The following is an 11,769-nucleotide window of genomic DNA, read 5'->3' on the forward strand; positions in this document are numbered from 1 at the left end:
GACAGGCAAAAAAAAGCCTCCATCAGGAGGCTTTTTTTATTCCATCTGCGCCCCGCCGTTCAGGCGGAAAACAATATTCACAATCAGTCCGCTGCCCGGTTTTCCGGCTTCATAGCGCCATCTGCGCATCGCCGATTTCACTTCGCGCTCAAACATATTGGAAGGCTGAGCGGACAAGATTTCCACGTTATCCACGCGGCCATCGGCAGTGACGTCAAATTTAACCCGTACGCGGCCTTCAATACGTAAGGCCTGCGCCCGCGCCGGATACTGAGGCTGGTTGCGACTCAGCGCGCGCGGGCCCGCAGGGGCACTGACTGTCGGCTTAGGCGCGGTTGCGGTGTTATTCATCACCGGACGCGAAGGCGCCGCATTCTCGACCGTCTGGGTCGCACGTGGTTCAACCGGACGTTCCTCGCGTTTCGGACGCTCCTCGACCTTCTTCACCGGTTTTGGCTTCGGCTTAGGTTTTGGCTTCGGTTCAGGCTTGTGGATCACCACCGGCGCTTCCTTCGGTGGCGGCGGAACAGGCTCGGGCTCTGGCTCAGGTTCAGCCACCGGCTGCGGTGGCTGAGGTGCAGCCTGCGGCGGTTCGAGATCCGCTGGCGATACCATCGTCACCGAAATCGGCTGCGCGGGCGCGGGCATTTCAATAACCTGATGAACCGAGGTATACAGCAAACCCGCCACAACAGCACCGTGAATCACGACAGAAAGCAACGTCGGCCAGGGGAAGCGGCGAGGTAAATCAAGGGTCATCGAAGTCATAATCATCAACGTTAAAAAACCGAACACTGATTTTAAATGCAAATAGCAATCATATTCAATAAGACACTTTGTTCTGGCGCAACTTTAGCGCATGAGAGGCCAAAAAAGGCGCATTCAGATCAGGGTATTAACATTGTTTTTATTTTACATTGCAGTCGTTTGCCCTTTCACATAACGTAACTGACACTTTTACCGGTTAAGGAGCTTCGCCGTGTTTTACGTGATTTACTCTGAAGATGTTGCTGATTCGCTCGAAAAACGCCAGTCTGTGCGCCCTGCGCATCTGGCACGTTTGCAGCTGCTCCAGGATGAAGGCCGTTTACTGACCGCCGGCCCAATGCCTGCAGTAGACAGCAACGATCCTGGCGCCGCCGGTTTTGCCGGTTCCACAGTGATTGCTGAGTTTGAATCTCAGGAAAGCGCTCAGGCATGGGCTGACGCAGATCCGTATGTTGCCGCAGGTGTGTATGCGAAAGTAACGGTTCGACCGTATAAGAAAGTGTTCTGATACCAAAGCGGCTCCGAAAGGAGCCTTTTTTATAGTAGAGGTTACGCGTCTCTGCGCCGGGTAAACTGCTGCTCCGTTATAAGGGTTCCCCACTGATCGCCCTCCCACTCCTTGACGAGCGTAAATCCAAACGATTCGTATAAACGCCGTGCGGCGCTCAGCTTATTGAATGTCCAGAGATGCACGGCAGAGAAACCAGCGCTGTCGCAAAAGCGCATAGCTTCGGTCAGCAGCTTTTTCCCCACCCCGTGTCCCCGGCAGCCATCGTCGAGAATAAACCAGCGCAGATGGGCTTCACCTGGCGCTAAATCCTCGCCGTCTATCGCCACTGACCCCACTATCCTGCCGTTCATCACTGCCAGCCAGATCTGGTTGCATGGCTTATCCAGGCGGTCACTAAATTCCGCAACTCCCGTAGCCACTTTAGCCTCAAAAAAGCGGCCAAAATGGTGCTCGCGCGCGTAATAGACCCCGTGCATCTCCGCGACACGGCCAATCATACCGGGAATATATCCCTCCAGTATCGAGAGCTCGTCGGGCCGCGTGTCGCTACCCGTCTCACGGCACGCCAGCAGCGCGTTGGCATAAAGGGAGAGTCCTTCAGAGATGGTCTGCTGCTGGACAGGAGCAAGACTCTTTATTGCTGAGACCACGCGCTCGTTGCTAAAGGTATTAATTTTACTGACCGTCTCATGACCTTTCGCGGTCAGCCTGAGGCTCTTCGCTCTCGCATCTTCAGGTGAAGTCACTTCCTCGAGTTCGCCCGCGGCAATCAGGCGAGCCAGCATCCGGCTGACGCTGGATTTATCCAGACCCAGCAGCTGCACCAGCTGACTCGCCGTCATCTCTTTGCGTAGGGCTATTTCGACCAGAGTATGGACGGCCGACGGTGAGTAATTCGTTGAGGCCAGGGTCGAGGCCATAAAACCTAACTCCCGCACCATCAGGCGCGAGGAACGTCGAATAACACTGACTACCGGGGTTTCGCTGTGCATGTTGTGCCCTCATCATTTAGTTGCACTATACAACTAACCAATGAGGGGTTGTCAAACATAATAAAAAAGGCTCCCTCAGGAGCTTTTTAAAACGCCTCAAAACAATGAAATAAAAGGATTTATTTCAGGTCGCGTCCACATGTTGACCACATCGATACTAAAAGCCCCGAATTTTCGGGGCTAATACTTATATGTTGGCTAAGTGTACCTTGAGTGTTTCTGCAGTCATGCAAGAGGGTACTAAGTTTTGTTTTTATTACTAGTTATCAACATAAAATCAATGCAACCGTAAGAGATTTTTCAATGAAGAATGTAAATTCGTTGTTCTAAATGTAGGTTGATCATAACTCAGGCGCATGTAACCGTCTATTTCATCCAATCGCATATTTTTGTTTACAGAAAGATCTGTTTCATATAACAGCTTAAGAATACTAGTAAAATCATGACCATTACATATTGAAAAATGCTCTGGTGACATTATTTCCAGTTTACGCATTTCATTGTGCAATTCATACTCACTTAACCCGGCATAAGCTCTATTCTTAGTCAAGATATGACGCACGAAGGCAATTTCATCTATAATCACATCACTGCCATTTATGGTAATAAAATCTCTAAAATTCATTCCCTTGAAAATTAGATTACTGCGAGTAAGATAGCTGTACCACTTCAACAAGCCGACACGATAGCATACACAAAGAATATTTTCTTTAACCTTACGGCAGAATGATTCTGCTAAATCACCTTGAACAAGCTTACGCTTCGTGTGCGACATTATAAACTTATCAACTACGCCGCCTTTAACTAGCATCATTTCTAAATCATGGGCATCTGTATAAAATACCCCTTCATAAGTTATTCCACTCAATCCATCAAAATCAGCATCACACACGCCGTAAACAGCATCATTCCCAGCTTGTCGCAACTCATTTACTGCAGATATAACTTCTCTTTTACCATTTTCTGGAGATTCATATATCAATCGATTGTCTAACCGATAGGTATTGAAAAATCTTATATCAGTAATCCCTTCTACAACAATTAGTATGCTATGACGATGCATTTCATTATTAAACATTAACCTCACACCACTAAGCCAATTATCCTCGCTAAGGGCATCACGTAACGATATCATCATTCATTACCTTCTGAAGATTGTTGCTTTCCATCCTTATTTTTAATCATCTCATAAAGATCATAGGTCAGATCCCAATTTTTACTGATAACCTGAGGAGAATGTGTAGCGATAATCACTTTCTCATATTGATTTATTTTTTGTATTTTTTTAAGCGAATCCAAGAAAGTTTGTTGCCAAGCAACATGCAGCGATATCTCAGGCTCATCAATTAGGATTACTTTTTGAGAAACCAGATCGAAAATAAGATTAAATAAAAGTACCACTTGGTTCTGTTCACCTGATGAAAGCATATTTCGGTCAATCGAATCGCCGTTTAAACTTTCGAAATAAAAACCATCCTCTCTATCGATCATCACTTTTTTAAATGCCAAGATCTTTTCATGCAATATTGTTTCAAATAGATCAATTTTTTGATGTAACATCTGGAACGGAGATAATTTCCCGAGCGCATCTTCAATATAAAGATCTAAAACACCTAAATATTCATTACTGCTATAGAGGCTTGTGCTTTTTTCAGGCATGAGGTCATTCTCACCCTGAATAAGACCATATCTCATATAATGGCGACGTTTATCTTGAATACCATTTAAACGTGCTTGAATATTCTCTGATGAAAATCGCTTTTGTTGTTCTAAACGATCAAACAATCGAATTGGAAATGTTGCATCCAATCTTTGAGATAATTCAGCAGAATCATCTTGAGCACTTTCCATTAAATCTTTTAATTTTCTTGCACATAAATCGATTACAGTTTCATCATCAGCCTTGACCTGTAATCGGTCAGCACAAATAAAGGAAACGTCTTCACTCGATGTAATCGCACTTAATAGTTTGGAAACTAGTGGTTTATCAGGTTGGGTTTTTTGTTTCGGTTTTGCTTCCCCTCCATTCCAACGTATATAGAAAACCTCCTCCATACTAGGCTCAGCTTTTTCTAATTTGAGCTTCTCAGTGATAGTTTTCCCCGAGTGATTATCCAGATGATTCAATATCAAAGTATCTTTCTTAGCATCTTGCGCAATATAAACAGAACCACCTTGATAATCAATTTTAACAGAACCAAATTTTAGTTTACAAAATATGTTTAATTCGTTAGTAATGATGCTATTTATAATCTTCAAAATCATCGTCTTACCATACCCATTAGGACCTGTAAGCATAGTAATCTCATGATGATCTAGCGGAATCTCATAATCCAGAAGTCCAAATAATTTATCAATTTTCAGATGAATTAATTTCAAGTCGAATTCCTTATACTGACGATAGATATTAACTAAAGATTAATGATTGAGTAACTTCATGTGATATGCAATATACCACATGAATTATTATCATTGGTAACACAAATCAGTATCTATCATGCTGCGACTATCGTTTTAAATCCACTGCATTTGATGCTGACCTGACGATGTCGGATGAGGCGGCGCCGGCACTATTTCACCTGGTGAAACAATAAACCGCTCGATCGTCTCAGTGGTGACGAACGTGCAACTGCAGTTGATGTTTGTGCACTGATGATAACGCTCTTTTGTCGTATCGGAAAAATAGCGACTAGTGCGAGCGTGGGCGGCGTAATGGCATTTTGGACAGTGAAACATGGCGAGCACCTCAGAGCGTGATTGATGCATCAATTTTAACCATTAAAACCATATATATCAAACACATAAACAACATTTATTGTGTAATCTCTTCGCTTTCATACTCCACATCCGAAACCTTTACCTCAAGCTCTAAGCCCGTCGTGTAGCCGTTCCCGTTAAGGTTATGCACCACCCGGCTGATTATCCAAGTCTGCTCGTCTATAACGCGCTTAAAGCCTTTCACCGCTATCGGCGTTTCAGGAAATAAATCGGCGCGGCCAATAGCCAGCGAGATTGAAAACTCCGCGACGCCGCGCTGCAGCTTGTCCCACTTTGCCTGAGCGGCGCGCATGGCCTGCGCCTTTGTCGCGTAGATGGTTGTCAGCTCCAGCACGTTGTCAGACTCACCGGCCATATACTCACCCTCGCGGGCTTCCTGCTCTTTTTTGGCTTTTACCTTTGCAGTGGTTTTGGTCGCTTTCGGATGCTGCAGCGCGCGCAGGTGCTGTACCTTTGGCTTGCGTTTGAGCTTCACCTTTTGCTTTTGCGGTTTCGGGTCTTTGGTGTGCAGCCATTTTGCCGTTACGCCGGTGTAGGCTTCCCGGTCAGCAATCGCAAATTGATGACGGTCGCCGTCGCCGCGTTCGATCGTCAACTGCGGGATGGGCTTGCCGCTGGCCGTCCTGCCGCTACCGGCTTTCAGTAGCAGAAGTTTTCCCGCTTTTACCGAAACCGCCGCACCGTTAAGGTCAGCCAGACGGGACAGAAACACCGCGTCGGATTCCTGGGTCTGGTCAATATGATGGACAGGGATCGCTTTCAGCGTATCGGCCACGCTGGCCTCAAGCTTATTGCGCGCTGCGATAGTCTCAACAATGACGCCGAGCGTGGTGTCGTGCCATGACTGTTCCCGGCGTGAGTTCAGCGACCCGCGAAAATCAGCGCTGCGCCCCCGGATAGTCAGCGTATCTGGCGCGCCACGGTGCTCGATTTCATCTACCGTAAAGGTGCCTTTTTTTATCAGGGCGCTATCCTGCCAGCCCAGCCACAGCGTTAACGTTGCGCCGCGCGGAGGCATAGCGATTTGCCCGTCGGTATCATCGAGCTCGATATCGAGCTGGTCGGCCTCGAATCCGCGATTGTCCGTCATGGTCAGGCTGATTAGCCTGTCGCTGAAATCCTGCGTAATATCTTCGTTATCATGCTTGAGCATAAACGCCGGGGCAATCTTTGTACCGGCCTGAATATTCATACCCGTAATCATCCCGCCAGCCCTCCCAGCCAGTTACCGGCAGATGTCACCAGATTGTCGGCCTGCGTTTTCAGGTCGCCGTAAATCGCCGCGAGCGACTCATCGACCCGTTTCAGCGAGAGGCTAAACTCGATTTTTCTGGCCGCGCCGTCGCTGAATAATTCGCTGTGCGTGTGGGTCACTTTATCGATGACATACATGCCGTGGATCATGCCGGTTCCGTCAATCAGCGGCCACGCCCTGCCTTCGTCGGCCATCAGCTCGATGGCGGTCAGTGAGAGGCGACCGCCGGTGATTTCGGGGAACAGCACGCCCGAAAGCGTGCGCGAGGTTTCCCCCTCCCCGAGAAACTGATAGGCCGGTGGTTTGCCGATGCGGTCGTTAGACGCCCAGCGGTAGTCCTTCGAATACTGCATCGACTGATGCGGCAGCGTGCGGCGCTCAAACACAAATAAACCTAAAACCATTAACATGCTTTAGCCCTCATCCATCGTGACGCATACTTGAGCGCTGACGCGCACGGTTTTCCCGGTCGAGTTTATCGACGGCCTCCCTGAGCTGGCGGTCGAGGTCACTGCCCGGGGCGACGCCCCCCTGTAAAGTGATGTGATATTCAGGTTTGCTCTGGTCAACATAGGTCTTTCCGGCAGGAGCCGGCACCGGGTGATACCACTGAGAATCGCCAAACAACGGGGTTGGTCTGATACTGGACTCTTTAACTGAACCCGTTGCGGCATTGGCTTTTGCGGCTTTCTGGTCAAGGTCGCTCGACTCTTTATTGATAACCCCGAGTTTCTCAAGTAACCAGTTAACGCCGCCGCGCAGTTTGTTAAAACTATTGAGCGGTAACATCAGCGCGTCGGCCAGTGCCTTACCGAACAACACCCCCGCATTTTTGCAGCTGTCGAGCGTCTCCTGCGTTGCCTTAACCGGCGCTATCAGGTTAGTGAACCACTGCCAGACCCCGCGCAGTTTTTCGATGATGGAATCAAACACCGGCGCGAGCGGCGAGAAGATTTCCGCCACCGGCGCAAAGGCCGATTTTAATCCCTCTACCACACCCGAGAAGAATACGCTGATGGGTTCCCAGTATTTACGGATGAGCAGCGCACCGGCCACCACGGCAGCGACCACCGCGACCACCGGCAGACTGATTGCCCCTAATGCCGCGACAATGGCACTTCCGGCAGTAGTGAAAACGACGCTCAGCATGCCAGCAGCAGCGATAATCGCGTTTATTCCTGCGATGACAGGCCATGCAATCAGACCAATCCCGCCGAGCACCCCAACCAGCGCCAGACCACCGGCGACAAGGTTAAACAGGGTTTGCGTCAGTTCTGGATTCGCTTTAGCCCATGCAGCCACCTTGCCGAGCCAGTTTGTCGCGGAAACCGTCAGGCGGCGCAGTGCTGAATCTTCTTTTTCGAAAACCTCAATCTGCAGGTCTTCCCATGCTGACTGCAGGTTTTTCAGATCGCCGTCGAGATTATCCGTTTGTATTTTCGCAATGCGCTCGGTCGTGCCTTTTGAGTCGCGGATTTGCTGGCGCTTGTTATCGAGCGAGCCATCACCGGCAGCGGCGACGAGTTTAATCGCCCCCTTCATGGCCTCCTCACCAAAGATGACTTTCAGATATTCGCCCTGCTCCGCCGTACCGAGCTTGTTTTTCGCAAAGGACTTGTGAATATCTTTAAGGATTTTCTCGACCGGCAGCATGTTCCCTTTTGAGTCTCGGGTTTTCACGCCTAATTCTGAAATGGCCTCAACGGCCTTCCCCATTGGAGCCTGCAGGCGGTTGAATATGGCACTAGCCCCCGTCCCGGCCATCGAGCCTTTAATCCCGTTATCCGCCAGAATGCCGAGCATGGCGGTCGTGTCTTCGATGCTCGCACCTGCAGCCTCAGCAATTGGCGCGACATATTTCATCGCCTCGCCCAGCTCGACGAGGCCGGTGTTTGATGACGTAAAGCCTTTCGTCATCACATCCGCGACGCGCTCAATCTCCGTGGTAGGCAGGTTAAATGCCGACTGCATGTTAGTGATAATGTCGGCGGCTTCTGCGATATCCACGTCGGCCGCGAGGCTCAGGTTTACGGTCGAACCGGTCGCAGCCAGCACGTCATCGGCGTTATAGCCCGAGCGTGCGAGCGTGGTCTGCGTGCGCGCTACATCACCCGGCGAAAAGGCGGTTGTCGCGCCGATATCACGCGCCTGTTGACGAATGGCCGCGAGCTTATCGTCGCCCTTATCGAGCCCGAGGATCGCCTGCGTGCCTGACATCTGCTTATCAAAACCGATACCCGGCGCAATAAAGCGTGACGCACCATAAAGCCCGGCGGTCGCCACCCCGACGCCCACCATCCCGGCATTACGCGCACCGGCGGCGAGCTGTTGCCCGGATTCATAGCGGCTTTTTACCGCGCTGAGTCTGGCCTGTTGCTGACTGACGCGCGCCAGTGCATCACGTTGCCGGTTAAGCTGCGCGGTTGTTTCGCTGATGCTGGATTTCAGACGGCGCTCATCCGCCGACAGCGTGCGGGTGTTTATGCCAGCCTGCGCGAGCTCGGTGCGCTGGCGCTGTACCGACTGGCTGAGCCCGTTATATTTGAGCTGCAGGTCAGCGGCGGATTTCTTTGCCGCCTCCATCGCGCGCGCCTGCGCGTTAGTGGGGTTTTCGGTGTTTTTAAACTGGACGGCCAGCGCTGCGGCCTCCTGTTTCGCTTTGTTAAGCGACTGACCGGTTACGGCAAGCTGTGCGCTCGCTTTCCTGAATCCGTCAATTCGGGACGCCTGCGCATTCAGATCGCGCAGGGTGTTTTGAGAAGTGCGGATATCGCCAGCAAGGGATTTACTGGCGTTCTGGATAGCTTTGAGCGGTCGGCTTGCCCGGTCTACTGCGTTAAGCAGCACCTCAAGTCTGACGTTATTGCTCATGGTGGTTTCCGCTTCGCTGCAGCGCCTTATCGCGCCATGTGATGAGCTCGGTCACGCTCAGGGAATAAAGCTCTGATGGCGGCCAGTGAAAAATCACCGCGATATCCGCCATCAGGTCATCGACCGAAAGGTTATCGGGGAACGTCAGCGAGCCGAAGATGGCGACAAAAAACCGACCACCTTACCGGCGAACAAAATCAGGTCTGACGCTTCCAGACGCATGACCTCATGCTCGGTGAGCGCCGGGTACGTCATGCGCGGCAGCACCTTAATCAGCGCATCGACGTCAGAGTTTGCCAGAGAGGCCAGACTCACACCGCGCAGGGTTCCCGCGTTGGGTTTTGTGACGGTCACCTGCTCGATTTTCTGCTCACCGCGCATGATGGGGTTATCGAGGATCACAATGTTTGAGTTTTCTGTTTCGTTGATGTTTTCCATGATGTTGGTCTCGTCAAAGTTAACTGACCGGCCAGCCTGACTGACCGGTTAAGGGGTTACAGGCCGATGGCCTTACGGTGTTCCGCCAGACGGTCGACGCCGTCGACTTTCATCACCATGTTGATGACGTCAATCTCGATGACCTCTTTGCCGTCAATCGTGAGCTGGTAGTAAGTACACTCGGTCGAGATTTTGGTCGTACCGCTTTCGCCCTGTTTGTTTTCGCCGCCGTCATACTCTTTGTGACGGCCACGCATGACCACCTCAACGGCAGAAATTGCGCCGGTGTCATCGCGCTGGTATGAGCCGGTAAAACGCAGCGGCACGCTATCCGCGCCCGGTGACGCGTACTGCGCCCACAGCTCGATATCAGGCAGACCGCCGAGCGTCCACTCAAGTGACAACGCGTCGTCATCTAGGCCGAGGTCAATCGACACCGAGCCCGGCATCCCGCCGCCGCGATATTTCTCAAGCTTACGGGTCAGCTTTGGCAGGGTGACGGATTCAACGACGCCCATGTAGCTGAGACCGTCGTTAAACATGTTCAGGTATTTCAGTTTGCGTGGTAACGCCATGCTCTGAGCTCCTTAGCTGTTGACCGAGTCTGACAGGTTCGCCAGATAGGTATCGGTGATGCGCTGGCGCAGGGTCAGGTTTTCCAGCGGCGGGATGGGGGTGTAGTCGTAATCGATGTACAGTTTCCCCGCCTTGAGCGATTCCACGCTGTTTGACTCCGGGTCGTACCAGCAGGAGCCGTCAACGATATAACCATTGTTTTTCAGCTCGCGGAATTTCGCATTCATACCGGCGACGATGTCGCGGATAAGCGTCGCGGTGACGGGTTTATCAATCGCCCACGCGTGCGCCTCCGCCATCGTGTCGGCAAGCACCTGCGCCGTGCGGGTGTAGTTCTCAAACAGGAAAAGCGGGTCATCTGAGCAGGTACGGTTGCCCCAGAATTTAAAGCCGTCGTTACGAATAAGCGTGGTGACTCCGGCCTGATTAAGCAGGTTTGCGTCGGTGGCTTTCTCCTGCAAATCCCACGAGACCGAGGCGCTGACGCCGGTGACGCCATTCACGCCGACGTTAGACAGCGTTTTGTGCCAGCCGGTCTCCTGGTCGATTTTGGCACGCAGGCCGAGCGCGCGGGCGGTCGCCCATGCAATATCGGTATCGTTCGCCGTGGTGTCCCATGCCAGAAAATCAGGGTGAATGACCATCAGCTCGCGCTGGCTGAAATTCTCGCGGTAGGCAATGGCTTCAGAAATGGTCTTGCAGCCCCACGCGCTGATATAGCCAAACCCGCGCAGGCTCTGACAGATCGCCGCGAGCGCAGTCGCCACTTCCTGAGAATCCAGCCCCGGCACGCCGAGAATGCGCGGCTTAACGCCGGTCACGGTTTTTGCAGCCAGCAGCGCCTTAAGCCCGGTGTATTTGCCGTTTTCGTCGGTGGTGCCGATGATGTTGGAAATGGTCTCTTTCTGCGCCGCCTCCGGGTTATCCGGGTCGTCGATACCTTCGGCAACGCGCACAACCACAACGACCGGCTTGCACTGGTCGGCAATGGCCTGCAGGGATTTTGACAGGGTGCCAAGTTTACCGGCTTTACCGATGGCGTTTTGCACGCTGGTAATCAGCACCGGCTCATTGAGTGGAAATGTCTTTTCGTCAGCATCGCTGGCCGTGCAGACCATGCCGATGATGGCCGTCGAGACGGTGGAAATGGTGCGAGTGCCATCGTTAATCTCGATGACCTCGACGCCGTGATGATAGTCGCTCATCCGTTTAACTCCGTGGTTAAGGGGTGCAACTATTTTCTGATGTGTAAGAGGCGTGCGAAACGTAATGCCGTTGGAGGAGTGACAGCACAACGGTCAGCGAGCGGTCGGGGCGTGCGGGAAAGATGATTGATCGTTTTCAGCGATCAATCGGGGGAAATTGATCGCCGATAACCATTATCAATGAAGGGATATTGTCGCTATCGTTGCGCCATTAACGAGGGAGCGAGAATGACGATTTTACTCTGTATTGTTGGTAGTCTGACTGCATGGTGTCTCTTTGGCTTTTGCTGGCTCAGACTGTTTGCCGGTGATGAAGCAGAAAATGACTATGAAGAATGCCCCTATGACTAAACCCGCTTAACGCGGGTTTTTTAT

The 11,769-nt window shown here is 51.4% G+C and carries 14 protein-coding genes; 2 read left to right on the forward strand and 12 right to left on the reverse strand.

Annotation, left to right across the window (positions count from 1 at the left end; genetic code table 11):
* Positions 1-36 precede the first annotated feature (36 nt).
* Positions 37-759: a TonB system transport protein TonB gene (gene tonB / locus SPH27_RS03370; protein ID WP_048979137.1), complete on the reverse strand. Its 723-nt coding sequence runs from the start codon at positions 757-759 to the stop codon at positions 37-39.
* Between the two features lie 220 nt (positions 760-979).
* Here tonB and SPH27_RS03375 point away from each other — a divergent pair, with 220 nt between their 5' ends.
* The gene (locus tag SPH27_RS03375; protein WP_023312090.1) at positions 980-1,276 is read left to right on the forward strand and encodes a YciI family protein; all 297 of its coding nucleotides are present in this window, start codon (positions 980-982) and stop codon (positions 1,274-1,276) included.
* Positions 1,277-1,317: 41 nt separating this feature from the next.
* On the opposite strand, the gene SPH27_RS03380 is transcribed toward SPH27_RS03375, so the two are convergent.
* The 11 genes from SPH27_RS03380 to SPH27_RS03430 all read right to left on the reverse strand — a co-directional run bounded on the left by SPH27_RS03380 (position 1,318) and on the right by SPH27_RS03430 (position 11,394).
* On the reverse strand, positions 1,318-2,271 hold the full coding sequence (locus tag SPH27_RS03380) for a bifunctional helix-turn-helix transcriptional regulator/GNAT family N-acetyltransferase (RefSeq protein WP_207167512.1): 954 nt from the start codon (positions 2,269-2,271) through the stop codon (positions 1,318-1,320).
* Between the two features lie 277 nt (positions 2,272-2,548).
* Positions 2,549-3,409 carry a DUF4435 domain-containing protein gene (locus SPH27_RS03385; RefSeq protein WP_322435586.1) on the reverse strand — a complete coding sequence of 287 codons (861 nt, stop codon included), beginning with the start codon at positions 3,407-3,409 and terminating at the stop codon, positions 2,549-2,551.
* Positions 3,406-4,650 (reverse strand): AAA family ATPase, encoded by a 1,245-nt coding sequence (locus SPH27_RS03390; protein WP_322435587.1) that lies wholly within the window; start codon positions 4,648-4,650, stop codon positions 3,406-3,408. The genes SPH27_RS03385 and SPH27_RS03390 overlap by 4 nt, the downstream gene beginning before the upstream one ends.
* A 135-nt stretch (positions 4,651-4,785) precedes the next feature.
* Positions 4,786-5,007 carry a DNA-binding transcriptional regulator gene (locus SPH27_RS03395; RefSeq protein WP_322435613.1) on the reverse strand — a complete coding sequence of 74 codons (222 nt, stop codon included), beginning with the start codon at positions 5,005-5,007 and terminating at the stop codon, positions 4,786-4,788.
* Between the two features lie 76 nt (positions 5,008-5,083).
* Positions 5,084-6,253: a phage late control D family protein gene (locus SPH27_RS03400; RefSeq protein ID WP_322435588.1), complete on the reverse strand. Its 1,170-nt coding sequence runs from the start codon at positions 6,251-6,253 to the stop codon at positions 5,084-5,086.
* Positions 6,250-6,714: a phage tail protein gene (locus tag SPH27_RS03405; protein WP_322435589.1), complete on the reverse strand. Its 465-nt coding sequence runs from the start codon at positions 6,712-6,714 to the stop codon at positions 6,250-6,252. Before SPH27_RS03405 ends, SPH27_RS03400 begins: the two co-directional genes overlap by 4 nt.
* 10 nt (positions 6,715-6,724) lie before the next feature.
* A complete protein-coding gene (locus SPH27_RS03410) occupies positions 6,725-9,175 on the reverse strand; it encodes a phage tail tape measure protein (protein ID WP_322435590.1) in 2,451 nt (816 codons plus the stop codon).
* Positions 9,165-9,287 (reverse strand): GpE family phage tail protein, encoded by a 123-nt coding sequence (locus SPH27_RS03415; protein ID WP_006175769.1) that lies wholly within the window; start codon positions 9,285-9,287, stop codon positions 9,165-9,167. Before SPH27_RS03415 ends, SPH27_RS03410 begins: the two co-directional genes overlap by 11 nt.
* Positions 9,288-9,319: 32 nt before the next feature.
* Positions 9,320-9,613: a phage tail assembly protein gene (locus tag SPH27_RS03420; RefSeq protein ID WP_032658725.1), complete on the reverse strand. Its 294-nt coding sequence runs from the start codon at positions 9,611-9,613 to the stop codon at positions 9,320-9,322.
* A gap of 56 nt (positions 9,614-9,669) precedes the next feature.
* Positions 9,670-10,188, reverse strand: a complete 519-nt coding sequence (locus SPH27_RS03425) for a phage major tail tube protein (protein ID WP_006175773.1) — start codon at positions 10,186-10,188, stop codon at positions 9,670-9,672.
* A gap of 12 nt (positions 10,189-10,200) precedes the next feature.
* Complete coding sequence (locus tag SPH27_RS03430; RefSeq protein WP_322435591.1) at positions 10,201-11,394, reverse strand: phage tail sheath protein; 1,194 nt, start codon at positions 11,392-11,394, stop codon at positions 10,201-10,203.
* A 228-nt stretch (positions 11,395-11,622) separates the two neighbouring features.
* Between SPH27_RS03430 and SPH27_RS03435 the strand changes: the two genes are divergently transcribed.
* Positions 11,623-11,745, forward strand: a complete 123-nt coding sequence (locus tag SPH27_RS03435) for a hypothetical protein (protein WP_256135052.1) — start codon at positions 11,623-11,625, stop codon at positions 11,743-11,745.
* Positions 11,746-11,769 lie beyond the last annotated feature (24 nt).

The sequence above is a fragment of the Enterobacter sp. A103 genome (assembly GCF_034427535.1).
Taxonomy (GTDB): domain Bacteria; phylum Pseudomonadota; class Gammaproteobacteria; order Enterobacterales; family Enterobacteriaceae; genus Enterobacter; species Enterobacter asburiae_B.